Genomic DNA, 25,838 nt, shown 5'->3' with positions numbered 1-25,838 from the left:
AAACTCCTTCTGTTCTCGCTAGGTGAACATTTGTTTTTGTATACAAGACATTTTATACCTATGTGTTTCTTATTTCAATAGGAATTGTTAAATTGTCGGAACAATTTGTTAAGTAAAAAAAATGTTGTCACTTTTAAGAAAGAAATGTATTATAATAATGTTGTTAAGTCAGGTGTAAAGACACATGGAAGGTGGGAAAGTAATGTCAGTGGGAACAAATGAACAAAAGCCCTTATCACGTAATAAACTTTTACGTATAGCAGGGGTTGGATGGATGTTCGATGCAATGGATGTTGGAATACTATCCTTTATCATTGCAGCACTTGCGGTTGACTGGGGATTGAATAGTAGTCAAATGGGTTGGATTGCAAGTGTAAACTCCATCGGTATGGCAGTAGGTGCGGTGTTATTTGGTGTACTTGCAGATAAAGTTGGGCGTAAACAAATTTTTATGTGGACATTAATAATTTTCTCCGTTGCGAGTGGATTATCCGCTTTTACGACAACGTTAACGCTCTTTTTAATATTACGTTTCTTTGTTGGAATGGGGCTTGGCGGGGAATTACCGGTTGCTTCGACACTTGTATCTGAAAGCGTAAAAGCTGAAGAACGCGGAAGAGTTGTTGTTTTACTTGAAAGTTTTTGGGCTGGAGGCTGGCTAATTGCTGCGCTTATTGCCTATTTCGTTATACCGGCTGAATTTTGGCCACTAGAAGGCTGGCGAGTTGCATTATTAATTACGGCAATTCCTGCACTTTATGCAATTTATATAAGAATGAAATTACCGGACTCTCCACAGTTCAGGGTAAAAGAGGAATCGAAAAAACGTTCAGTATTTCAAAATATCGCAACATTATGGGAGAAAAAGTATGCACGTTCTACACTAATGCTTTGGGTTTTATGGTTTGCAGTTGTATTTTCATATTATGGCATGTTTTTATGGTTACCAAGTGTAATGGTTGGCAAAGGATTTGATTTAATATCAAGTTTTAAATATGTATTAATTATGACTTTAGCCCAATTACCAGGTTATTTTACAGCTGCTTGGTTTATCGAAAAGTTTGGGCGGAAATTTGTATTAGTTACATATTTATTAGGTACTGCAGCAAGTGCCTTTGTGTTCGGTGGTGCAGAAACGATCGAAACATTATTAATTTCGGGTATGTTGCTTTCATTCTTTAACTTGGGAGCATGGGGTGCTTTATATGCCTATACACCTGAGCAATATCCGGCAATCGTACGTGGAACGGGAGCTGGTATGGCGGCAGCAATAGGTCGAGTTGGAGGTATTTTCGGTCCGTTATTAGTGGGGACACTGCTGACAAAAGGTTATGATATTAGCTTTATTTTCGCTATTTTCTGTGTAGCCATCGTTATTGGTGTATTAGCGGTTATTTTTTTAGGTAAAGAAACGAAGCAAACAGAATTACAATAGTTAAACGCCGAATGGCAATCCATAGAGTATAATAAATAATAAGGACCTGTGCTATTAAAAAAGTGCAGGTTCTTTTAATATGTAAAAAAATACCTAATATGTGAATGCGCTTAACAGGATTTTTAATAATAGTTCTTTTATAAACTATATATTTTACAAAAGTATGTCAATTTTCTATTTGAAATTTTATATTCTTTAGTATGCTAAAGTTTTTTCAGAAAACTCGTTGAATTCTATTATTATTCATGATAATGTATTTTTTATTATTAAGAATTTAGTGCACGTAAAGTTACATTAGTGAGTGAGAAAGCATTTTATTGGAAAAATAGAAGAAAGGGAGATGGAGAATTTGACTATTTGTGAAAATATTAAAAAGAAGTTTATTCGCCTTTCTAAGGGGCAGCGGAAAGTTGCTCAGTTTGTAATGGATAATCCGAATATTGTGTGGACAAATACCGCCTCCGAAGTAGGAAGATTAGCGGATGTAAGTGAATCGACTGTAATAAGATTTTGCTATTCAATGGATTTAGCAGGTTTTAGTGAGCTCCAAGATAAACTGAAGGAACATTTAATGGAGAAAGGTGAAGCAAGCGAAGTTAAACAAGCGATGCCTGTTAAAAAAATCCGAAATCACATTGGGGCAGACATTGTAAAAAAAGATATCGCCAACATTTCAAAAACTTTCAACCAACTAAAAGAGCAGGATGTTGAAGAAGTTGTGCAATTATTACATACAGCAAAAAAAATCCACTTTTTAGGTTTCAGACAATCGACACCAGTTGCATTTTGGATGTACAGCAATGTCAATAGGTTACGAGACCACGTTCATTTTATTCCCCATGAGGCAGACAAAATTGCACAGCAGGTTGCATATATGGATGAAGACTCCTTGCTTTTCATTATATCGCTTGATGAAGAATATGAAGATATGGCGACAATAGTAGAGATTGCTAAAAGAAAAAATGTGAAAATTGTCGCAATCCGCAATAAAGAGCTTACTACTCAAGAGGAACCGGCTAACCCCGTACTCATCGTTCCTAATACAAAAGAATCCGGAATCACATGTACAATTGCGGTTTTCTCTCTTTTACATATATTAGTGGAATCGATGGTAGATCAAAACCCGAAACAATATGAGCAGTATACTAAAAACACAAAAAGCGCTTTGAATACATCGAATTTTATAGCAATCAGCTAAAACTGTAAGGGCTAACCCATAGCCCCTACAGTTTTACTTTTTGCTATGTAATATTGGCAAATCTTCTGTTTTTCACTTTATGAACGTTATGTTAAAATGAAGAGCGAAAAGCAATTAAATAGGAGGCTCACTCATGAGTAAAACATTAGTTTTCGGACATAAAAATCCAGATACAGATACAATTACTTCAGCAATTGTTTATGCATACTTAAAACAACAATTAGGTGTGGATGCAGAAGCAGTTCGTCTTGGAGAATTAAATAATGAAACAAAGTATGCACTGGAAAAATTCAACTTTGAAGCACCGCGTCTAATTGCGAACGTAAAAGACGAAGCGGCACATGTAATTTTGGTGGACCACAATGAGTTCCAGCAATCGGCAGATGGAATTGAAGACGTACAAATCACGGAAGTAATCGATCATCACCGTATTGCGAACTTTACAACAGCTGATCCGCTCTATTTCCGTGCGGAGCCTGTAGGTTGTACAGCGACAATTTTAAATAAATTATTTAAAGAAAATAATGTGGAAATTCCGGCTAATATTGCGGGTTTAATGCTTTCTGCAATTATTTCAGATACATTATTATTCAAATCACCGACATGCACAGAGCAAGATGTAAAAGCTGGTGAAGAATTGGCAGCCATTGCAAATGTTGATACTGCACAATATGGTTTAGCTATGCTAAAAGCAGGTGCGGACCTTTCAGATAAGTCATTGGAAGATTTATTGTCATTGGATGCAAAAGGCTTTGAATTTGGTGAATATAAAGCGACGGTTGCCCAAGTAAACGCAGTGGATATCGAGGACGTTCTTGGTCGCCAAGAAGAGCTTGAAAACTTATTGAACAAAAATATTGCGGATAACGGCCTTGATTTATTCTTCTTCGTTGTAACGGATATTTTAAACAATGATTCAACAGCAGTAGCAGCTGGACAAGTTGCCGAAGAAGCAGCGAAAGCCTTTGGTGCAACAATTGTCAACGGTCGCATCAGCTTGCCTGGCGTTGTATCACGAAAAAAACAAATCGTTCCAGTATTAACGGAAAACTTAAAATAAAAAATAAACCCGGTAACTCTTTTAAGAGTTACCGGATTTTTTCATTTTTAACGGATAGACGGCAGGGCCTTCGATGACTTCGCCTTTTGCGTTGTACCGGGATCCATGACATGGACAATCCCATGTATCATCAGCTACATTCCATCTTGTTTTACAGCCGAGGTGTGTACACTTAGGCGCATCCGGTCTGTCGATATAGCCTTTTACAAGCTCTTTTCCGATCATTCCGCCCGTTTGCAGCATAAAGTAAAAAGTCTTTCCGAAATTCGAACGGTCCGGTGAGAATAAAGCAGCTGCCGGGTTTGCAATTCTTTTAATAAGATCTGTAAGCAATGTTCCTGCAACAAGCGATGAGGAAAGCCCCCATTTATTGAAACCCGTTGCAATATACAAACTGTCATCGCTTGGGGAAAGCTGGCCGATGTAAGGAATTTGGTCTGCAGTCATAATATCCTGGGCACTCCAGCCATATTCATATGGAGGAAGTTCAAAATCTGTTGTTAGTTCATGCTGCAATGTATCGTAAAACGGGTCTGTATCACTTGTGGACCCTGCTGTATGCGATTGCCCGCCATAGATAAAGTACGGCTGATTATCGATAAGTGCCGTTCGAATTGTACGGCTTTGAGCATCAACGCTTAAATATTGCCCTTCTAACAGTTGTGAATATTTTGTTGCAGTTAAGTAGGACCGTTTAATTTGCAGCTTCATCGAATAAAGCTGACGGATTGATTCAATCGGGTAATGTGTACATAAAATTAGCTTTTTATAATGGACAGTATGGTCATTGCTTGTATGAAGACAATTTTTGGACATTTCTAATTTAGTGACTCGCGTATTTAAATAAAGTTGTGCTCCATGTTTTCTTGCTAAATGAACATACGTATTTGTGAACTCGACAGGATTGATCTGACCTTCATTTTTAATGCCGAGCGCAAGTTCTACAGGAACCGAAAGTTCGATGTCCTTTGTAGCAACAAATGGAATCCCAATTTTTTTATAGCTTTCCGCCTCGTTTAAAAGCTGCTCTTTTCCTTGAGGGGTAGCTGTATAAACATAAGAAGTAGCTCGGGTAAAGCTGGTGCTACTTTCGGAAACAGCTTGTTCGATAGCCTGTTTATTTGCCTCGTAGTAAATTTTCCCGTCTTCTTCATTAAGTTTTGAGTAAATGACATTATGCTGTACTGTTAATTTCCCTGTAGAATAGCCTGTTGTACCTTGTGAAAACTGAGGCATTGCTTCAATTAGCACAACTTGCAGCCCCTCTTTAGCAAGTGAATAGGCTGTATAAATACCGCTAATCCCCCCACCGATAATACAGATATCGCAGTTAATCGATTCTTGAAGTGTTGGAGCAGAAAATTCTGAATGTGTTGGAAGCCATAGAGATTTTTTCAAAATATCACCTTTTTATTTTTTAGCATTGGGTATTTGGCATTGATTTATTCAGTTATGCTACAAATTAAGTCATTACGCAACTAGTGGGGAGTAGAGAGTTTCAAACATTGTACTTTTGAATAATTGCTCGCTACAATACAAGACAAGGAGAGTGATGAGCATGAAAATCGAAGTATGGTCTGATTATGTATGTCCTTTTTGCTATATCGGCAAAAAACAGTTAGAAATCGCATTAGATGAACTTGGGTATGGAGATGCGATTGAAGTAGCATATAAAAGCTATTTATTGGATCCTTCCACACCAGTTGATACAACAAGCTCTGTCTATGAAGAATTGTCACGAAAATACCAGATTTCATTAGATGAAGTGAAGAAGATGACAGCAAATGTTACAGCACGTGCCAAAGAAGTAGGGCTTGAGTACAATTTTGATGAAATGAAAAGTGCTAACACTGTAAAAGCGCACCGTTTAGCGAAATGGGCTGAAACAGAAGGAAAAGAAAAAGAGTTCACCGAGCGTGTGTTAAAAGCCTACTTTTTAGAAGGTGAAGCAATCGGGCAAACTGATGTGTTACTGACATTAGCAGAAGAAGTCGGGTTATCGGCTGAAAAAGCACGACAAGTGATCGAGAGCAATGAGTATTTGGGGCAAGTTGAGCAAGATATTGCGGTTGCTCAAAATCTTGGTGTACGAGGCGTACCTTTCTTTGTTATTGATAATAAGTACGGTATTTCAGGTGCACAGCCACAGGAAGTGTTTGAGCAAACAATCGAAAAGGCAGCACAGGAAATGGGTTTACGTAAGCCTTTAAAAATGCAAGGTGTAGACGGGGCTGCGTGTACCGATGATTCTTGTGATATTTAAAAGCAATAAAACGAGTGAATTTACCTAGATTCGTATTTTTATATAAAACCGAAATGGGAATTCAGACTAAAGTATGAGAACAATCTAATTGATTTTTTTAGGTTGTTCTTTTATTATATAAAAGTACCTCGAATTTGAGATACTTTAAAACAAGATAAAATTGCAAAAATAAATAATATTAAAAATATTAGGGAGAATGAAAATGACAAACGTATTAGTAGTAAAAGCGAATAACCGCCCAGATGGCGTATCAACAAAAATGTATGAAACATTCATTGCTGAAGTAGCGAATAATGAAGGTTTAAACGTAACAACTTTTGACGTATTTGAAGAGAATATGCCATATTTCGGTCAAGAATTATTCAACGCTTTCGGTAAAGCACAAGCAGGCGAAGAATTATCAGCAATCCAAGAAGGTTCTTTAGCTGCTTTCAATAAGTCTCGTGAAGCATTAACAGCTGCTGATGTAGTAGTATTTGCATTCCCATTATGGAACTTAACAATCCCAGCTGCATTACAATCATTCATTGATTACACATACGGTGCTGGCTATTCATTTAAATATAACGAACAAGGTCAATTAGTAAGCTTAATGACGGATAAAAAATATATCGTATTAAACGCTCGTGGCGGTATTTACTCAACACCACAAGCAAACGCATCAGAAATGTCAGTAAATTATATTAATGCAGTTATTGGTGGCGTATATGGCATGGAAAAAATCGATGAAGTTATTATCGAAGGTCATGCTTCAAATCCAGCGGGCGCTGAACAAATTATCGCTGACGGTCTAGAAAAAGTAAAAGCTGCAGCGCAAAATTTAGCAAAAGTAACAGCATAATTTATTATTCATATAGTAAAGAAGGGTAATTCACAAAGTTGTGAGTTCCCTTCTTTTTTATGTCATTGAGCAGTTGCAATTATTTTAAATTAACCTGGCAGTAAGCTACTTACTTTTCGTAATTAATGAGAAGTGGTAATATAATATGTAGCAGTTAAATAAATTTAGATTTAGAGTAGTGAATATGAGGTGAAGAAAATGAAAGAATCAGCGCTATGTCCGCGTCTATCGAAAGCAATGGAGCTTGTTGGGAAACGCTGGACAGCTTTAATTATTTATCAATTGTTGGAAGGACCTCAACGTTTCAATGCGATCGAAGCAGCATTGCCGATTAGTGGACGCTTATTGTCGGAGCGTTTAAAGGAACTCGAAAAAGAAGGAATTGTTGAACGTAAAGTATACTCAGAAGTACCGGTTCGTGTAGAGTATAATTTAACAGATAAAGGGCTTTCCCTTGAACAAACTGTTAGAGAAATTGAGATCTGGGCGAAAACTTGGTTATAAATCATGTTGTTTTACTTGTAAAAAGCGTTATAAAAACAGATACTTAAAAAGTACGTCAGCTTTACAAGAAAGGAAAATGTTTTTTATGACAATTCAACAGTGGGAAAATGATTTATTACAATGGATTCCTTCAACTAATATAAAAATAAATGAAACACTAAAAAAATATACGATGACAAAACTTGGCGGTAAGGCAGATATTTTAGTGCTGCCGAATACAGAAGAGCAAGCAGCAGCTGTCGTTAAGTATGCGTATGAAAATAATGTGCCGCTACTCATGCTGGGGAACGGGTCTAATATGGTCGTTCGTGATGGTGGTGTCCGTGGAATCGTCCTGCATTTTGCCTTATTGGATGAAATTCGCATTGAAGGTAATACGGTTTATGCGCAAAGTGGTGCATTGATTAAAGAAGTGTCAAAACAAGTTGCAGCTAAAAGTTTAACTGGGTTTGAATTTGCATGCGGTATTCCAGGTTCGATCGGAGGAGCAATGGCGATGAATGCCGGCGCTTACGGTGGTGAGGTTAAAGATATCGTCACATCTTGTAGAGTACTGACACCGGAAGGAAAGATTCTTGAGCTGAACAACGAACAACTGGAGCTTTCTTACCGTAAAAGTATTATTGCAAAAAAAGGATATCTCGTGCTGTCAGCTACGTTCCAATTAGCGCAAGGCGATCAACAGCAAATCGATGAAAAAATTGCTGATTTAACATTCCAGCGTGAATCGAAGCAACCCCTCGAATATCCTTCAGCAGGCAGTGTATTTAAACGTCCACCAGGTTATTTTGCAGGTAAGCTCATTCAGGATAGTGAATTGCAAGGTAAGGGTGTTGGTGGGGCCGAGGTTTCTACAAAGCATGCAGGATTTATCGTCAATAAAAACAATGCTACGGCAAAAGACTATATCGATACAATTCAAATGGTACAGCGTGTCGTAAAAGAGAAGTTTGATATCGATTTGGAAATGGAAGTAAAAATCGTCGGTGAAGACTAATCTTGAAAGATAAAGTGAAATTCCAACTCGTGCTAATTTAGCGCGAGTTCTCTTTTTTTTAATGGTTAATTTAATATATGTTACATAAAAGGAGTAAGAAAGATGAAATTTATTTCGTGGAATGTGAATGGGATACGTGCATGTGTGAATAAAGGGTTTTTGGATTATTTTCGGAAAATGGATGCGGACTTTTTCTGTTTACAAGAAACAAAATGCCAGGTAGGACAAATTGATCTCCAACTAGAAGGATACTATCAATATTGGCATTCAGCAGTGAAAAAAGGCTACTCCGGTACAGCGGTATTTACGAAACACGAGCCGTTAGCTGTCTATTACGGCATTGAAAATGAAATTGCGGCAGATGAAGGCCGAATCCTTACATTGGAGTATGAAAACTTTTATTTAGTGAATACATACACACCTAATGCAAAAAGAGATTTAACTCGTTTGGAGGAACGGCTGCTTTGGGAAGACCGAATGAGAATATATTTAAAGGAACTTGATGCGAAAAAGCCCGTCATTTATTGTGGAGATTTAAATGTTGCCCATAGTGAACTGGATATTAAAAATGTGAAATCCAATATCGGTAATTCCGGATTTACATATGAAGAGCGCGGAAAGATGACAGACTTACTCGCAAGTGGGTTTACAGATACGTTTCGTCATTTCCATCCGGATGTAACCGACCACTTTACATGGTGGAGTTACATGGCGAAAGTACGTGAGCGAAATATCGGCTGGCGCATCGACTACTTTATTATCTCTGACCGACTAGTTGAAAAAATAGAGGAAGCATCTATACATTCAGAAATTTTAGGTAGCGATCATTGCCCTATCGTATTAAAATTAAAAACGGTGTAAGATGAATAGACTAATAGAGATAGAACTTTTACAGCATATTGCTTTGTAAAAAACGAAAAAAAGAGGTGGAATTTATGGCGCAACAGGCGAAAAAGTCAAAAGGACGCAAATTTATTAACATTGTCATTTGGGCAGTTGGGATTTTAATTATTGTAGGTGGTGCAGCGGTAGCAGGATTGCACTTATACGTATCAAATTCTAAACCTGTCATTGAAGGTGAGCTTGCTGTCTCCATTTTAGATGAGGATGTAGAAGTTACGAGAGATGGTGTAGGAGTACCGCACATTGTTGCCAAGTCTGATGCGGATCTTTACCGTGCACAAGGCTATGTACAGGCGCAGGATCGTTTATTCCAAATGGATTTAGCGCGCCGCCAAGCAAGTGGTACATTAGCTGAAGTCGTAGGTGAATCTGCAGTAAATACAGATAAGTTTTTCCGGACATTTAGTTTACGTCATGCTGCGGAACAATCATGGGATGATTATGATGCCCAGTCAAAACAAATCCTGGAGTGGTATACAGAAGGTGTAAATGCTTTTATCGATGAAGTAAAAGATACAAGCAAACTTTCATATGAATTCAAACTACTTGGGTATAAACCTGAAGCATGGACACCGATTGATTCATTAACAATCGGAAAATATATGGCATATGACTTAGGTGGAAACTGGAATCAGCAAGTATTCCGTTCATGGGCAATGCAAAACTATACACAAGAACAAGCTGAAGAATTATTTGTAGAGTATCCAGAAAACGCACAATCAATTATTGAAGCGAATTTAAATCTGGAAACAGATATTGCAAGTGCTATTCCAACAGATTATTTACCATCAGAACATAACGGCAGTAATAACTGGGTTGTAAGTGGCGAGCTGACAAAGTCAGGTAAGCCATTGCTTGCAGATGATCCGCATCTAGGATTAAGCACCCCGTCTGTATGGTATCAAATGCATTTGCAATCACCAGAACAAAATGTAAGTGGTGTAATTTTTGCAGGGATCCCTGGAATTATTCTTGGGCATAACGAACAAATTGCATGGGGCGTAACGAATGTGAACCCAGATGTGCAAGATATATATATTGAAACACCCAACCCGGAAAACCCGTATCAATTTGAATATGACGGCGAGTGGGAAGAGGCAACTGTTCGACAAGAGCCAATCAAAGTAAAAGACGGTGAAACGGTGGACTTTGAAGTTGTGGAAACACGCCATGGTCCAATTATTTCCAACATTATGCTTAAAGATACAAAGATGAAAGAGCAGTTCTCTATGCAGTGGACAGCATTACAATCAACACAGGAACTAAAAGCAGTATTAGGTTTCAATAAAGCGACAGATTGGGAAGAGTTTGAAGTTGCGTTAGAGGACTTTAAAGCACCGGCGCAAAACTTTGTGTTTGCTTCAACTGATGGAACAATTGCATACAAAGCAAATGGACTAGTACCAATCCGTAAACAAGGTACAGGTGCATTGCCAGTGCCAGGTAACTCTTCGGAATACGGTTGGGAAAGCTATATCCCGTTTGATGAGCTGCCAACTGTTATTAATCCGGAAGAAGGGTTTATTGCAACAGCAAATAATCAAGTTGTAGGCGAGGAATACCCTTACCATATTTCAAATCTTTGGGCACAGCCTTATCGATATGAGCGAATCGTAGAGATGATTCAAACACCGATGTATGATGAGGAAACAGGTGAATTATTAAAGCTGTCTGTTGCAGAAATGAAAGGGATGCAAATGGATAAAAAGAATTTGCATGCCCAAGAATTTTTACCAGACTTACTTGAAACGATTAAAGCTCAAGATAAAGATGGCAAATACAAGAATGTCATAACACTTCTGGAAGAGTGGGAGTACTACGATGATAAAGACCAAGGTGCACCACTTGTATACCATTTCTTAATTGAAAATATGGAAAAGGCATTATTCCAGGATGCAATGCCTGAAGATGTTTATAAATTAATGCCAGCTAAATCGCAAATTACCGACCAGATGCTGCGTGATGCATATGCAGGTAATCCGGGTGTCTGGATTACAGAAGAAGGCGGACTGGATAAATTCGTTTACACTGCATTCGAGGATGCAATTACAAAAATTAAAGGTAAATTTGGGACGTCGGTTTCAAAATGGAAATGGGGCAGCTATAATCAGCTCACATTCGATCATCCATTAGCAAGCGCATCCGACTTTTTAGCGGACTATGTCAACCCTGAAAAACTACCGGTTGGCGGTTCTAGTGTTACCGTACAAGCAGCTTCTGAAGATGGCAGCGGGAATGTAAATCACGGGGCATCATGGCGCTTTGTAGCTGATTTGGATAATTTAAAATCAGCATATCATATTGTTGGTCCAGGGCAGAGCGGACATGTGAAATCTAAATGGTATGACAACCAAACGTCAAACTGGGTTTACGGCCGCTATCATAAAACAAAAATCAATGGCGATATCGACCATGGTTACGAGTTAATTTTAAAAGCTGAATAGAAGTTTGAATGATCCTCCCTTTTTCAAAAGGGAGGATTTTTAAATGTTGCTTTAAATTTTATATGCTAATAAAAGGAGAAAAGTAGTGCAGTATTGATATTGGAATGAGTTAAAATATAGAGTTGAAAATATAAAATTAAAGTAAAATAGTCACATATGCTAATAAAAATGTTTGAGTTATATTACTTCGCGTTATATGATTAAAGAAGACAATCTAGTTATATAAATGAGGCGAAAGATACAATGTCAGGTATTAAATTAATAAATGTTACAGAGGAAATTGTAAAAGGGCTTGTTAGTTTTCTGCTGCATGGCGTTGAATATCAAACATTTTGCCATTGTGAACAATGTGAGATGGATGTGAATGCAATTGTTTTAAATGTATTGCCTGCTCGTTATGTTACGTCAGATGAGACGAGAGATGCTGTATTTAAACAAATGAGCACCCCGGAATATCTTGAGGAAATTAACAAACAAATTATTCGTGCACTTCACATCGTAAAACAATATCCTAAGCATCTATAAGTAATGATATCAATGCGTTTTTATGTATATAAGCAGTTATGATCAAGTTTTGTAAAAGATAAAATGAAGAGGTTATTCAATTAGGGGCATACTAATTGCAATAGCCTTTTTCTTTTAACCCATTTTTGCGTAGTTTAAAATTGTCACGATTTTCGGCAACAGATGACTAATCCGCTTCCTATGTAACCGGAACCAAATTGTTATGCAGCCAAGCGGATGTATATTTCGGTGTTTACTGTTTTCAGTTAACTTTTTGCGTGAAATTGTAGTAAACTGAAAGGAGCAATTGGAAAGAGAGGGAACAGCTATGCCAACACCTAGCATGGAGGACCACATTGAACAAATTTATCTACTAATTGAACATAAAGGGTATGCGCGTGTGTCCGATATTGCGGAAGCTTTATCTGTTCTACCTTCCTCCGTTACAAAAATGGTGCAGAAATTAGATAAAGACGGCTATTTGATATATGAAAAATATAGAGGCTTAACATTAACGCCAAAAGGGCAAAAGTTAGGAAAGAGACTTGTTCAGCGACATGATTTGCTGGAACAATTTTTGCGTTTAATAGGGGTCGATGAAGAACGTATATATGAAGACGTTGAAGGTATTGAACATCACTTGAGCTGGAATTCCATTGATCGCATTGCTGATCTTGTGCAGCTTTTAGAAGAAGAGCCTCAAATTACAAAGAAGCTGGAAGAAATGAAATCAAATCATAGTATGTAATGATTGACAAGAAAAAGGAGAATATGATGAATCAGTTAATAAAATCAGGACAAGTAGTGGAATTAACGGTATTGGAAGAACAAGGGTCACGCTATATTTTAACAAATGGTGATTTGGAAATTCCTTTAAATGCATCAGATGTAGCAGAAACAATTGCGATTGGCGATGTTTTAAAAGTATTCCTTTATACAGATCGCCGAGGAGACCTTCAGGCAACGACGGCAATTCCTCATATTACAGAAGCGGATTACGGTTGGGCACGTGTGTTAAAAGTGACAAAAGAAGGTGCTTTTTGTGATATTGGTACGTCACGTGAAGTATTAGTGCGTGCCGAAGATTTACCGGCTATTGAAGAAGTATGGCCAGAGTCAGGAGATCATTTGTATATTACATTACGTACAGATCGCAACGGTGATTTATTCGGTCGTCTAATTACTGAAGAAAAAGTTAATGACATGTATGAAGGCGCAGCGGAAGACATGTTCAACAAAAATATTACTGCTCGACCATACCGTCTATTACCGGTAGGTTCATTTTTATTAGGCGTTGATAACCCTCATCGTATTTTCGTACACGAATCTGAAATGAAGGCTGAGCCTCGTTTAGGACAAGAAGTGCAGGTGCGCATTATTGATGTGAAGGAAGATGGCTCGTTAAACGGATCATTTTTACCTCGAAAGCATGAGCGTTTAGGGGAAGATGCGGAAAAAATCTTTGCATATTTGGAAAGTGTCGGCGGAAAAATGCCGTTTGGTGATAAGTCAACACCAGAGGAAATTTCTGAAATGTTCAAGATGAGTAAAGGTTCGTTTAAGCGTGCACTAGGTACTTTAATGAAAGCGCGCAAAATTACGCAAAAAGACGGCTGGACAGAAATCGTTTAGATACAACTATAAGTAAAAGGGGAAATGTATATGAAACCTTTTACTTTTTTTATTCGTATTAATTAAAGAATGTATAGTAAAATTGGACAACATATACATTCGTAAAGGGGGATTTATAAATGAAACAAAAATGGATGGCTGTTATTGCTGCATTTGTGCTACTGATTTCTTTTGTTTTACCAATGTCTGCTTCTGCGGCTGCTACAGAACAAAAGAATCCAATCAATGAAAAGCTCGGCGTACCAATCGTTGTTTATGGAGGTAATTTATCTGCTGATGAAAAAGAAACAGTGAAAATAGCATTGCGTGTAGATAAAGAGACAGAAATAGATGAAATTACGATTACAGGACAGGATTTAGCAAAATATATAAAAGATAGTAACCCTAGTTCACGCATGTTTTCATCAGCTAAAATTACACGCCAAGATGCAGGTAAGGGACTTACAATTAGTATCGTAACACCAGATAATATTACACAGGTAACATCGGAAATGTATGCAAGTGCCATGTTAACGGCAGGTATTGAAGATGCGATTGTAGAAATTGCAGCACCGAAACCAGTAACAGGTCACTCTGCATTAGTCGGTATATATAAAGCATATGAAGTAAAAACAGGTGAGACATTAGATATTGAACGTACAGATGTCGCAAATGACGAATTATCCGTTGCTACATCACTTGCCGAATCGGCAGGTGTTTCAGATGAACAAGTAGCGGAACTATTAACGGAAATTAAAAAAGCAATTGCAGAAAATAAACCGGCAACAAAAGAAGAGGTTCAGCAAATTGTTGAAGAACAGCTGAATAAACTGCAAATCAATTTGAGTGAAGCAGACCGTCAGCTTTTAGTTGATTTAATGGACCGAATTAGTAATCTGAATATTGACTTCAGTAAATTATCTTCACAGTTATCAGATTTAACGGCAAAGTTCGATGAGAAGTTCGGTGCAATACTGGAGGATGAAGGATTTTGGCAAAGCGTCAAAAATTTCTTCAATAATTTAATCGATACAATTTCGTCCTGGTTCAAATAAAATAGTTTTTAATGAAGGCACTCCTTAACGGGTGCTTTTATTTTTAATGAAAATTCAAATTATGGTATATTGTGAAGTACAAAAGGAGGGAGAAATATGGAATTTATTTATAAAGACAAAGGGAACAACTATGGTGCTCTGGAATATGAGTTGAATGGTCAGCGTGTTGCTGAGATTACTTGGGTTTTACGTGATGGTGTCATGAATATGGACCATACGTATGTATCGGATGTACTGCGCGGTCAAGGGGTAGCCAAAAAGCTTTTAGATGCAGCTGCGGACTACGCACGAGAAAACAATTACAAGATGAATGCCATTTGCTCATATGTCGTTTCTTCATTCCAAAAAAGCGACGCGTATGACGATGTAAAAGTATAGCAATATAAAAAAACACGATTTTCATTTCTTTTGAAAATCGTGTTTTATTATGGAATTATAACTTTCTTTAGATTTACGATCATGGTTGTTTAAAACCCTACAAATAATGAAATCATAGCAGTGATAACTCCTGAGACACCGAGAAGTGCAAAAATTTCCGTACCTTTATATGTAATTTCTTTGTTTTGAAACATATTGAACACTCCTTTTATTTTATTTATATATATTTATCCAATTCAGGTATTTTTTAATCCTATAACAGCAAATGTTTTAAAAGAATTTCGAAGGGTATATTAATTTATATGAAAAGTGAAATTAAATTTTGAATTGGGAGGTAATATTATTATGGCTAAATTAAAAGGTAAAGGCGTTGTAGTTGCTGGATTATTAGCAGGTGCTGCTTCATTTTTAAGTAAAAAGGAAAACCGTGATAAAGCAATGGATTATTTAAACAAAGCAAAAGGGAAAGTGAATGAAAGCGGTGGAGTGCAAGGCCTAATGCAGAAAGTTCAAGACAAATCGGCTGGTTATAGTAATGAAAACGCGCATCCGTCATCAACAGGAGATTTAGATACAAATATGGCTAAATCGGCTTCTGTTGGAAAAGAGGATTACAAAGAGGAATCACTGGAAGATGTTGCAGTGACAGCTGGAGAGATTGCAGACCATACGCTAGAAGGTAACCAAATGGTCGAAGAAGGCGCTCAAACAACAACAAATTATTACAATCATGAACAGGACAAACGAGCATAAGCGAATAGCTGAACTATAAAAAACAAGGTGGGCGGGAAAGTAGCCTCCTTTTTTTTATGATGATGAGGGGGTTTAATAATGTTTGAACCAAAACGATAAAAAGGGTTTGTCCGGAAACGTTTTAAATCGTTTCAGACAAACCCTTTAACATGTGTAAAGATTAAGCGTTAGCTGTTTCTTTTTTCATTGTTTTGTTTTTAGCAAGATTTACGTGCCAAGATAGAGCTTCCTCTAAGATATGAGGAGTATGCGCGCCGCCAGTTGCTTCGTAAGCGCGGTTATAGTAATCCCATAACTGCTCTTTGAAATCTGGGTGTGCACAGTTTTCGATGATTAATTTTACGCGCTCTTTTGGAGCAAGTCCGCGTAAATCTGCGATCCCTTGTTCAGTTACGATTACGTCTACATCGTGCTCAGTGTGATCTACGTGAGAAACCATTGGTACGATTGAAGAAATCGCGCCGCCTTTTGCGTATGATTTCGTTACGAAGATACCAAGACGAGCGTTACGTGCGAAGTCACCAGAACCGCCGATACCATTCATCATTTTAGTTCCTGAAACGTGTGTAGAGTTTACGTTACCATAAATATCTAACTCAAGAGCAGTGTTGATTGAGATTAAGCCCAAACGACGGATAAGCTCTGGGTGGTTAGAGATTTCTTGTGGACGTAAGCAAATTTTATCAGCATACTTTTCTAAGTTGCCGTATACTTTTTTCTGTAATTCTTCTGTAAGTGTAATAGAAGTTGCAGCAGCAAAGCGTACTTTACCAGCATCAATTAAGTTGAATACTGCATCTTGTAATACTTCAGAAGCAACTACCAAGTTTTCGAATTCTGCATTAGCAAAGCCGTCTAATACTGCGTTTGCTACAGAACCTACACCTGATTGTAATGGCATTAATTCATTAGTTAAACGGCCCGCTTTAATTTCAGAACGGAAGAAGTCTAATAAGATGTTTGCCATGTCCTGTGTTTCCTCATCTGGAGGAACGATTAATGAAGGAGCGTCTGGCTCTTCAGAAATAACGATTGCTTGGATTTTATCTAAGTCTACACGAATACCAATTTCACCAATACGTTGCTCAGCATTTGTCATTGGAATAGCATCACGCTTACCTTGTTCACCTGGAACGTAAATATCATGAATACCGATTAATGCTTCTGGATGAGAGATATTTAATTCGATAATAATATTCTCTGCATATTCAGCGAAGATTGGTGAGTTACCTACAGAGTTTGACGGGATAATTAGTCCATCTTCTGTAATTGCTACAGCTTCTAAAATTAAGTGTTTAATTGGACCGATAACTCCTTGGCGCACTAACTCAGCATTGTGAGATAGGTGAGCGTCTACATAAGAAATTTGGTCTTTGTTAATCATACCGCGCATTACCGCATCCCCTTGGAAAGGACCGCGTTTGTTAATAACACCAGCAGCAGCTAAGTAGTTATCAACTTCAGGACCTAATGAAGCCCCTGTATATACATCAATTTTGAATTTTTCATTTTTAGCACGCTCTACTAATGCCATTGGTACAACTTTAGCATCACCTGCACGAGTAAAACCTGACATCCCTACCACTGTGCCATCTTGGATTAAAGCAGCAGCTTCTTCTGCAGATACAACTTTATCTACTAATTGTTTTAAACCTAAACGTTTCTCAACTCGTGGATCCATTAAAAAATCCTCCCCTAATAAGTTATTTAATCGTTTGATAAACAGAAAACTTTTATAATTTTCTGTGTTTTTCACCAGGTAGTAAACCGGCATTTATGCTAATATTATCATCAAATTGTCACATTTACTTCACGCGCAACATAAAAGCGCTTAAAAGGTGTTTATTAGAGAAATTTAACGTAAAAGAGAGATAAAAATGAATTGAATGTAAATCTGGCTGGTTGATTAATTAGCAAATTTGCACAATTAAAATTAAGGGAATAGGTAAAAAGGCCAAGGGAGAGGGAGAAAGAATAAAAGCGACCCGTTTGTACGAGTCGCTTTTAAACAATTTTAGAATCCTAAAGAACGGCGGAAGTAGCTTGCATAGCGTTGGCTTACAGGAATACGTGTACCGTCTTTCATGATTAGCAGGAAAGTTGAGTGTGAATCTGGTTGGATTTCATCAATATAATCAATATTAACAATATAAGAACGGTGGCAACGGATGAACGAATCAGGAGCTAAAAATAATTCCAAATCACTTAAGTTCAAGCGGTGGTATCCTTCACGGTGCATCGTTTTTACAAATGTTTTACGCAATTGAGTCTCAAGATAAATTACTTGATTATGTTTAATTGGGTACCAGCAGTCATCAATTTTTACTGTAATATAATTAGTTAAAAATGGAGAAGGTTTTTGAGGGAAGATTGCTGTAATAGCACCTTTTGTTTCACCTTCTTCGATGAGAGGAATACTCATTCCATAATAAGGAACTCCGAATACGTCCGATTCAATGTAAGAATTGATTTTTTGGCCATACGTTAATGCTTTGTATGCAGCTGAACCTTCTTTAATCGGGTCGCCTGGTTTGATTTTTAAGTCTACTTTCTTACTTGGCTGGTAATATAAATACTCATTTGTATCTGAAATAGCAATTGATGTATTTTCAGGGAAAAACTCTTTAATGACTTCCATAATTTCTTCTATTTGTCTTGGATCCACTTTATAACACCTCTTTATAAGCATTTTATACAATTATGAACTATTTTACTACATATTTAAAGAAATTGGGTTGGGAAGATTTTTTAAAATGAAAAATATTTTTTGAACATCTAAAAATGGATTTTTGTCAAAAAGTTTCAGTGAAAAAATAGCGTGAAAATTACTATGCTAAAAGAGTATGATTAAGCGAAATATGCAATTTTTAATTTCCTTTATTTCTATAATTGGAAGTAACCTAATAATTTTGTCCTAGGGTAATTGTTAAAATTAGGTTGAAAGGAAAACTTATAATATGGTAATATTCACTATAGTTACTAATAAAATGTACTATTATGCGGGAAATAAAGCATACTATAGATAGTATAAATATTAAATTGTATAAATAATTACTTTGCTTAATAAAAGAAATTCTACTATGGAATTTTCTTATGATTAATATAATGATATGACTTATTATGAAATGCAGACCTGGCTGATGTAGGAACATAACCATTCTGCAGAATTATGACAATTTCTTGTACATTTCGTATTGGGCTTGTCTTTCTAATAAGTAATAGAAGGTCATTCTGAAGAAAGATGGGGTAACTTATGCAACTACATCAATATTCAATCTCGGAAACAATTTCAAAGCGGTATTTTCAAGAGATTGACAATATCAATCAATATGCTGGGATCGAAGATTTTTTTGTTCTGGAATCTCGATTGATTTTTGAAGTTTATCATTTAGAAGTAGCCAAAGCAAAGAAGACATTACACGAAATTATTGACATATTATCCGTACGCTTCGGAAAACAAGTCATTAAAGTAGTGCGCTCATACTTTGTTACGTTATCATCAATTGTTGCGCGTAAGCTTTTAGATAATCAAGTCCCTTCTAAAAAAGCATTTGCCTTCAATTTAGCTTGTGCAGATATGATTGAAAACAAGATGAAGGATGCCGAGTTTCTGCAGTTTGCAGATGACTTAATCGATTTTTATGTGTACTTTATTGCGGATCGAAAACAGCCTACGTTCCGTCACCAAACAGTAAACAAAGTAATTATGTACATAAATGATGAGCTGGAAAATGATTTAACAGTTGAAAGTATTGCAGCGAACTTCCATATTAGTACGAGTCATTTATCGCGTATTTTCCGTGAACATGTAGGAATTACTTTAGTGGAATACTTAAATGTCCGCCGTGTAGAGGAATCCCAATATTATTTACGTCATACGAATAAAAGCATTACATCAATTTCAGATCAATTTCATTTCTGCAATCAGAGTTATTTCACTAGAATTTTTAAGAAGTACACAGGTGTAACACCTAAGCATTTCCGTGATGAACTGCATCATGAATTTTTCAGATTTGAAATTCCGGAAGTAGCGTACGAAAGTGTTTAATATTCAAAGTTGAATGGTGTATATATAATGGTCCCTTAAACTTTGGGCAGATAAGTTAGTTTAATTTCCTTATTCTTTGTTTAGCTGAAAGTTTCAGAAAAAAAAGAATACTATATGAAAACTCTGCATGGTATATATTATTACATGTAGAGTTTTTTATTTGTAAACAAATTTGTACCTTTGAAGATTTTCAAAATTGCATTATCAATTAAGCTAGTTTTATACTAAACAAAGGTTGAAAATTAGATTGCTGAAGTAGAAAACGTAATCATCATGTAAGGAGAGAATAATGAAAAAATATGAAAGAGCGATATCACTCGTATTAGTGGCAGGAGCTAGTTTAACGGCACTATTTTTTATTGTGAAACAAAATATGGAAGCAGCTATTTTAGCAATGACAATCATGTTTACGTTTACGAATTTTTTCCGTTCACGTACCTTTAAAGAAAAGGGGCATGAAAAAGAAGCAAAATGGATGCAGAAGATGTCGATGATCTTTGCGGTTTTATCGATTATTGTTTTATTTGTTATTGTCACAGGATAAAAATAGAAAAAGAAGGCGAAATGGAATGAACAGAAAAGCAAACAGAAAAAGTCCGATCGCAATGATTGTATCCATTTCAATTATTATTTTAATCGCGATTTTAGGATCTATTTATTATAAATTTGAAATAGCGCAAACAGAAGAAAAATCTGTTAAACCAAACGAAGTTGAAAATGTAGAGACACAAAATAAAACAAATGAAACCGAAGAACCATTGAAGCAACAAGAAGGAAATGGTGCTGATCTGCCTTCTTCAGATAAAAACGGCGAGAAGCCTCCGACAAATTCCGGTGAGCAGCCAAATCAGCAACCTGCTAAAGAAGCTCCTGTTACGGAAGAAGTGGAGCTTGAAAATGGATATATTGTTGGCCAAAAGCCTGCGACAGAACCTACATTTGTGAAGGGGGTTTTAATCGCGAACAAGAAAAATCCACTACCTGCTACCTACAATAAAGGAGAAGATCCTAAAGCACGAGCAGCTTTTGAAAAGATGGCAAAGGCTGCAATGGAAGATGGACTAGAGCTTGTTGCATTTAGTGGTTTCCGTTCTTACGATTATCAAAAAACGCTATATGATCGTTATGTAAAGAGAGACGGAAAGGAAGCAGCTGATCGCTATAGTGCAAGACCTGGGTATTCCGAGCATCAGACTGGCCTCGCTTTTGATATTGGGGAAAAAGGCCGTGAAGAGCTGTGGCTGACAAATGAATTCGGCCAAACTGAAGCGGGACAATGGTTAGCACAAAATGCTCATAAATACGGCTTCATTTTACGTTATCCAAAAGGAAAAGAAGATATTACAGGTTTCATGCATGAATCATGGCATTTCCGTTATTTAGAAGGCGAACTAGCCGCAAAAGTTTATGAAGCAGGTGTAACGCTGGAAGAATATTTAGGAATACAATGATACTTGAAGCTGGAATATAAACGAAAAAACCAATTTTCTCGCAAGGAGGAAATTGGTTTTTTACTGTGTGTAAAAGGAATATCAGTTCACCTGATCTACCTTTCCGCTTATTTCCATTCCCTTATAATATCGGTGATAATAAACGGGAAATGGATTCTTTGAATTTAATAAAATTGGAACGGTTTTTATACAGTTCAAATGTGAGCTCGGAGCAGTCTAATATATCACTTTCAAATATTTCAGCAAGGCGGTGAGCCAATAATCTGTCATAAAGAAGAGCGTTCACTTCAAAGTTTAAACTAAAGCTCCGCACATCAATGTTTGCAGTGCCAACTGAAGCAATCTCATCATCTACAACAATCATCTTTGCATGAATAAAGCCTTTCTCATAATGATACACCTTGGCTCCCGCCTCAACGAGTGGCCCTACATATGAATAAGTCGCCCAATAGACAAACAAATGGTCAGGTTTATTTGGAATCATAATCCGTACATCGATTCCGGATAAGGCAGCGATTCGAATAGCGTCAAAAAACGATTCATCTGGAATGAAATACGGGGACTGTATGTACACGTATTTTTTTGCATTCGTAATTAAATGCAAGTAGTTGTTTTTAATTACTTCCCATTCTGTATCCGGTCCACTAGAAATAATTTGGAGAGCGGCCGTTCCTTTTTGAGGGATAATCGGAAAGTAACGCTCCGCATAACAAATATCATTTTTGGCGCTTGCCTGATTCCAGTCCAAAATGAAGCGAGTCTGTAATGGATGGACAGCACTCCCTTCAATACGCAGATGGGTATCCCGCCAGTAGCCGAAACGATCCGATAAACTTAAATATTCGTCCCCAACATTAAATCCCCCGATATAGCCGATACGCCCGTCTATTATGGAAATTTTTCTATGATTTCTAAAGTTTAACCGTGGATTGATGAGAGGTAAGATCGAAGGGAAGAACACTTCTACTTCACCGCCAGCTTCGATCAGCTCTTTAAAATGCCGCTTCCGAACTCCGCGTGAGCCCATTTCATCAAATAGTACTCTTACTTTTACACCTTGTTTAGCCTTTTTGATTAAAGCATTTACAATGCGTTGGCCCAAATTATCCAGTTTGAAAATATAGTATTGAATATGAATATGGTTTTTCGCATGTGAAATATCATTGATAAGTGCTTCGAACTTGTCACTGCCGTCAACGAAAATTTTTACATCGTTATCTTGTGTCAGGACAGCGTTGTTTGTTTTTAAATTCATATAAATGAGATGATTATAACTTTTAATATGTTCTACACGTAGCTCCAGTTCATTATTCTCGATTGCTTCAATTTGATAACTGATCAGTTGTTCAATTCCGATATCTTTTCTTCCATCCCAACGGAATAAGTGTTTTTTTCTCAATTGTCTACCTAATAATAAATAGAGGAAAAATCCGACAAACGGTAAGAAAAAAAGAACGAGCAACCATGCCCAAGTCGATGAAGGCTTTTTGCGCTCTAAAAAAATGACAGTCAGGGCAAAAAGAATATTTATAAACATAATAAGTGGTACTAAAATGGAACTTTGTGTAATTGCGCTCAAAAGATTCACCTACTTTCCTTCTTTCTTATCATTATAGCCTATGGAAGCAAAACAAAAAAAGAAACACTTCAAGCGAGTGCTTCTTAACGTTTAGTATTCCTCAACATGGAAGTAAATATCCGAGAAATCGCATTGCGCTAATTTTTCGGAGTTGATGAAGAAGCTGATAATACCGCTATCTCCCCACATAATATTTTGTTCATCGTTTGAAACGATTTGCAGTAATAATGTGTCATAGTGCTGTAAATAGGGCGATGTTTTTCTGAAATCCTGATGGATAAAATATGGATAGCCCCCAATTTTATGTTCTGCAGCTAAATAACTTTCCAAATATACATCCTGAAATGAACGGTCATCCAGTGTAATAGGTGCATCCATAATTTCAGGTTTGAAATAATTATTTAATCTGTAATCCATTGCCGATACCGGTTCAAATTGTGATTTAGGAATAAGCTTCATTTCCTCCTGAATTGGGAAACTGCTGAAGTTTACATCTTCTAAATAGGTGAAATCATGAATAAATTCATTATAGTGACCTTGATAAGGTATATATTGTACTTTAAAATAACGGCATTCCGAATGAAACTTTTCCTTTTCATAACATTGTTGGGGAATATAAAATTGTAATATACCGTCTTGTGGAAATGGGTGATCCAGCTGGATTTCCGCAAAATTAAGCTGTGCCAAAAATAGCATATAGCGATTTTGATTGTCTTTTGGATGTTCCATTTTGTTTGTTAGAAACGGAAGCCCGGCAAATTTGCTTTCATGCAAAAATGAAGGTTGTTTCACCGGGTTCAAAATGGCAGCTTGTTCAGCTGAGTGACTTAAACTCGTATGATAATGGGTCAATTCTTTTGGAATATAAATGTTTTTTTCTATATGTGACATTTGAAGTTCCTCCTACTGAAGTAACATCTATGTGAAATGACTAACTTAAAAGGTCGTATGAACGAAAATTTGTTTATTCCTAATCGGTTTTACTTCACAAAAATGGTTATGATATTTTACAATATTTCCATTTGTAATTTTTGTTAAACATGGTTGGGGATACAATACAATCCCTTTTAACTACACGTGGAAAATGAAATTATTAAATAACATGTATTCGAGAAGTTTATGTAATTTATTTCAAAAGTAATTATAAAACTTACTTAGGAATAATTTTCTTAAATAAATTTAAATAAGTTTATTATTGCTTAAAAAAGGTTAAGATTAATTATGTTTTAGATTTGTCACAAAACAGGAAAGAAAAATAAGATTTTACGTGGTAATATATGAAGTATTAGAAGGTCTGACCTTATTAAATTGAAACTTTTAACATGAAAAATCGTTATATATATTAACAAAGGAAAGTTTGAGGTGTAATCAAATGGCGAAAGAGATTGATTTAAAGCGTATTGTTACAAACTTATCAAAATTAGGTGTTACGGCGACAGTTACGAAATCTCGTCTTGAGCTTTTAAAAGTTTTAACACCACCAACACAAACTCCACAAGCGCAAAATTAATGAAAGTAAGGTGTGTTGAAACCTTGCTCGTCATCCGTTATTTTCATATGAAGCAATAAGAAAAGGACCCGTGGTATGCACGGGTCCTTTTGTTTTATTCATTGTCGGGATCATTTGTTGTAAACATATATGTTCGGTAATGAAACTTCATACTATATACAAGACCGATCGCTAAGGCATTCCCCATCATCGAACTACCTCCATAGCTAATGAAAGGTAACGGAATACCGGTAATTGGCAGTAATTGTATCGTCATGCCGATGTTTTCGAATACATGGAATGTAATCATGGCGATAATCCCTGCACATACATAAGTACAGAATGGATCTTTTAACAATAATGTCATTTTCGTTAAGTGATAAATTAACAGGAAATAGAGACAAATAACAGCGCTTGCACCGATAAAGCCCCATTCTTCGCCAATTACAGCAAAGATAAAGTCTGTATGATTTTCGGCAACATAAACTTCACGCGCCATGAACCCTTTACCGAAAACCTCACCGGAGCCAATTGCATTTAGTGAAGTTATTAAATGATAGCCGTCTGATGTCGCATATTCGTATGGATTGATCCATGAATAAATACGGGCGAATTGGTATGGCTGGAATCCAAATGTCTTTTCCAGGAAGTCCTGCATATACAGTGCCATCCATAATAACGACCCGCCTATAACTGCTGCTCCGCCAAACAACGGTAAAACAATTTTCCAAGTGACACCTGCCACGATCACAAGTGCTGCAGTAATAGCAAAAAATACTAGAGCAGAGCCTAAATCTGGCTGCATCATAATGAAGCCAAGCGGTACTGCCAACGTTAACCCAATTTTGCCGAGCAGCAATAAATCGGTTTTAATCGTTTTAATCTGGTAAGTTTCATTGTGCTTACTAATTAAAAAGGCAGTAGCTAAAATGAAAAACGTCTTCATAAATTCGGCGGGTTGAATATTACCAATCGGTGTTTGGAACCAGCTTTTTGCACCGTTTCGTTCAACTGTTATGCCGGTAGATGTTGGAATAACAACAATTGCGATTAGCAGTAAGATACCAAAACCGTAAAGTGGCCATGCCAGCTTTTTATATTGGTCTGGGTCAAAGTACATGACAAATGCTACGATAAAGGCAAAAATTGCATAGTTCAGGATTTGTTTAGGCACATAGTTCTCGCCATATTGGCCAGAAGTCTGGGCAGAGGCAATGGCAAGTAGACTCACACCTAAAAATAAGATTAAAATAATTGTAAGCGGCCAGTCGAACCGTTTATTGAAATTATAATTGTTTGTATCCATTCATTTCACCTTAAATTAT

At 36.7% G+C, this 25,838-nt stretch carries 25 protein-coding genes; 19 read left to right on the top strand and 6 right to left on the bottom strand.

Features of this window, described 5'->3' with window-relative positions; translation table 11 throughout:
* Positions 1–202: 202 nt before the first annotated feature.
* The 3 genes from MKY07_RS18360 (at position 203) to MKY07_RS18350 (ending at position 3,693) form a co-directional block, all read left to right on the top strand.
* Positions 203–1,435, top strand: a complete 1,233-nt coding sequence (locus MKY07_RS18360) for an MFS transporter (RefSeq protein ID WP_008405826.1) — start codon at positions 203–205, stop codon at positions 1,433–1,435.
* Between the two features lie 340 nt (positions 1,436–1,775).
* The gene (locus tag MKY07_RS18355; protein ID WP_339263321.1) at positions 1,776–2,633 is read left to right on the top strand and encodes a MurR/RpiR family transcriptional regulator; all 858 of its coding nucleotides are present in this window, start codon (positions 1,776–1,778) and stop codon (positions 2,631–2,633) included.
* A gap of 133 nt (positions 2,634–2,766) precedes the next feature.
* Positions 2,767–3,693: a manganese-dependent inorganic pyrophosphatase gene (locus tag MKY07_RS18350; RefSeq protein WP_008405822.1), complete on the top strand. Its 927-nt coding sequence runs from the start codon at positions 2,767–2,769 to the stop codon at positions 3,691–3,693.
* A 21-nt stretch (positions 3,694–3,714) separates the two neighbouring features.
* On the opposite strand, the gene MKY07_RS18345 is transcribed toward MKY07_RS18350, so the two are convergent.
* Positions 3,715–5,091 (bottom strand): FAD-dependent oxidoreductase, encoded by a 1,377-nt coding sequence (locus tag MKY07_RS18345; protein WP_339263320.1) that lies wholly within the window; start codon positions 5,089–5,091, stop codon positions 3,715–3,717.
* Positions 5,092–5,251: 160 nt separating this feature from the next.
* Here MKY07_RS18345 and MKY07_RS18340 point away from each other — a divergent pair, with 160 nt between their 5' ends.
* The 12 genes from MKY07_RS18340 (at position 5,252) to MKY07_RS18285 (ending at position 15,946) form a co-directional block, all read left to right on the top strand.
* Entirely contained in the window at positions 5,252–5,956 is a 705-nt protein-coding gene (locus MKY07_RS18340; RefSeq protein WP_339263319.1) for a DsbA family oxidoreductase, read from the top strand.
* 202 nt (positions 5,957–6,158) lie between these two features.
* The gene (locus tag MKY07_RS18335; protein WP_008405818.1) at positions 6,159–6,797 is read left to right on the top strand and encodes an FMN-dependent NADH-azoreductase; all 639 of its coding nucleotides are present in this window, start codon (positions 6,159–6,161) and stop codon (positions 6,795–6,797) included.
* A 198-nt stretch (positions 6,798–6,995) separates the two neighbouring features.
* A complete protein-coding gene (locus MKY07_RS18330; RefSeq protein WP_008405817.1) occupies positions 6,996–7,301 on the top strand; it encodes a helix-turn-helix domain-containing protein in 306 nt (101 codons plus the stop codon).
* Between the two features lie 85 nt (positions 7,302–7,386).
* The gene (gene murB / locus MKY07_RS18325) at positions 7,387–8,298 is read left to right on the top strand and encodes a UDP-N-acetylmuramate dehydrogenase (protein WP_014822519.1); all 912 of its coding nucleotides are present in this window, start codon (positions 7,387–7,389) and stop codon (positions 8,296–8,298) included.
* 102 nt (positions 8,299–8,400) lie between these two features.
* On the top strand, positions 8,401–9,159 hold the full coding sequence (locus MKY07_RS18320) for an exodeoxyribonuclease III (protein WP_339263318.1): 759 nt from the start codon (positions 8,401–8,403) through the stop codon (positions 9,157–9,159).
* Between the two features lie 74 nt (positions 9,160–9,233).
* Entirely contained in the window at positions 9,234–11,645 is a 2,412-nt protein-coding gene (locus MKY07_RS18315; RefSeq protein WP_339263317.1) for a penicillin acylase family protein, read from the top strand.
* A gap of 243 nt (positions 11,646–11,888) precedes the next feature.
* Positions 11,889–12,170 (top strand): late competence development ComFB family protein, encoded by a 282-nt coding sequence (locus tag MKY07_RS18310; RefSeq protein WP_014822522.1) that lies wholly within the window; start codon positions 11,889–11,891, stop codon positions 12,168–12,170.
* Between the two features lie 307 nt (positions 12,171–12,477).
* Positions 12,478–12,897: a transcriptional regulator MntR gene (mntR, locus tag MKY07_RS18305; protein WP_008405810.1), complete on the top strand. Its 420-nt coding sequence runs from the start codon at positions 12,478–12,480 to the stop codon at positions 12,895–12,897.
* Positions 12,898–12,923: 26 nt separating this feature from the next.
* Positions 12,924–13,781, top strand: a complete 858-nt coding sequence (locus MKY07_RS18300) for a S1-like domain-containing RNA-binding protein (protein WP_014822524.1) — start codon at positions 12,924–12,926, stop codon at positions 13,779–13,781.
* Positions 13,782–13,900: 119 nt separating this feature from the next.
* The gene (locus MKY07_RS18295) at positions 13,901–14,815 is read left to right on the top strand and encodes a DUF1002 domain-containing protein (protein WP_008405807.1); all 915 of its coding nucleotides are present in this window, start codon (positions 13,901–13,903) and stop codon (positions 14,813–14,815) included.
* Positions 14,816–14,911: 96 nt separating this feature from the next.
* Positions 14,912–15,193, top strand: coding sequence for a GNAT family N-acetyltransferase (locus tag MKY07_RS18290; protein ID WP_008405806.1), 282 nt, complete (start codon positions 14,912–14,914; stop codon positions 15,191–15,193).
* Positions 15,194–15,538: 345 nt separating this feature from the next.
* Positions 15,539–15,946, top strand: coding sequence for a hypothetical protein (locus MKY07_RS18285; protein WP_008405804.1), 408 nt, complete (start codon positions 15,539–15,541; stop codon positions 15,944–15,946).
* 160 nt (positions 15,947–16,106) lie between these two features.
* On the opposite strand, the gene MKY07_RS18280 is transcribed toward MKY07_RS18285, so the two are convergent.
* Both MKY07_RS18280 and MKY07_RS18275 read right to left on the bottom strand, forming a co-directional pair.
* The gene (locus tag MKY07_RS18280; protein ID WP_339263316.1) at positions 16,107–17,627 is read right to left on the bottom strand and encodes a succinate CoA transferase; all 1,521 of its coding nucleotides are present in this window, start codon (positions 17,625–17,627) and stop codon (positions 16,107–16,109) included.
* 333 nt (positions 17,628–17,960) lie between these two features.
* Positions 17,961–18,611 carry a LytTR family DNA-binding domain-containing protein gene (locus MKY07_RS18275; protein ID WP_008405802.1) on the bottom strand — a complete coding sequence of 217 codons (651 nt, stop codon included), beginning with the start codon at positions 18,609–18,611 and terminating at the stop codon, positions 17,961–17,963.
* A 588-nt stretch (positions 18,612–19,199) separates the two neighbouring features.
* On the opposite strand from MKY07_RS18275, the gene MKY07_RS18270 reads away from it, so the two are divergent.
* The 3 genes from MKY07_RS18270 to MKY07_RS18260 all read left to right on the top strand — a co-directional run bounded on the left by MKY07_RS18270 (position 19,200) and on the right by MKY07_RS18260 (position 21,445).
* A complete protein-coding gene (locus tag MKY07_RS18270; RefSeq protein ID WP_014822526.1) occupies positions 19,200–19,994 on the top strand; it encodes a helix-turn-helix transcriptional regulator in 795 nt (264 codons plus the stop codon).
* Positions 19,995–20,283: 289 nt separating this feature from the next.
* On the top strand, positions 20,284–20,538 hold the full coding sequence (locus MKY07_RS18265) for a hypothetical protein (RefSeq protein WP_008405800.1): 255 nt from the start codon (positions 20,284–20,286) through the stop codon (positions 20,536–20,538).
* Positions 20,539–20,563: 25 nt separating this feature from the next.
* Positions 20,564–21,445 carry a M15 family metallopeptidase gene (locus tag MKY07_RS18260; RefSeq protein ID WP_339263315.1) on the top strand — a complete coding sequence of 294 codons (882 nt, stop codon included), beginning with the start codon at positions 20,564–20,566 and terminating at the stop codon, positions 21,443–21,445.
* A 121-nt stretch (positions 21,446–21,566) separates the two neighbouring features.
* Here the strand turns inward: MKY07_RS18260 and cls are convergent, their stop codons facing one another.
* The gene (gene cls, locus MKY07_RS18255; protein WP_014822528.1) at positions 21,567–23,033 is read right to left on the bottom strand and encodes a cardiolipin synthase; all 1,467 of its coding nucleotides are present in this window, start codon (positions 23,031–23,033) and stop codon (positions 21,567–21,569) included.
* An 81-nt stretch (positions 23,034–23,114) separates the two neighbouring features.
* Entirely contained in the window at positions 23,115–23,915 is an 801-nt protein-coding gene (locus MKY07_RS18250; protein WP_339263314.1) for a YwqG family protein, read from the bottom strand.
* 481 nt (positions 23,916–24,396) lie between these two features.
* Here MKY07_RS18250 and MKY07_RS18245 point away from each other — a divergent pair, with 481 nt between their 5' ends.
* Complete coding sequence (locus MKY07_RS18245; protein ID WP_008405794.1) at positions 24,397–24,534, top strand: Lmo0850 family protein; 138 nt, start codon at positions 24,397–24,399, stop codon at positions 24,532–24,534.
* A gap of 94 nt (positions 24,535–24,628) precedes the next feature.
* On the opposite strand, the gene MKY07_RS18240 is transcribed toward MKY07_RS18245, so the two are convergent.
* Positions 24,629–25,819 carry an FtsW/RodA/SpoVE family cell cycle protein gene (locus tag MKY07_RS18240; protein WP_014822529.1) on the bottom strand — a complete coding sequence of 397 codons (1,191 nt, stop codon included), beginning with the start codon at positions 25,817–25,819 and terminating at the stop codon, positions 24,629–24,631.
* Positions 25,820–25,838: the final 19 nt, after the last annotated feature.

This window comes from Solibacillus sp. FSL W7-1472, from assembly GCF_037969775.1.
GTDB lineage: Bacteria > Bacillota > Bacilli > Bacillales_A > Planococcaceae > Solibacillus > Solibacillus silvestris.
Note: the sequence above shows the minus strand (reverse complement) of the source record. Positions and strands in the feature narration are given on the sequence as shown.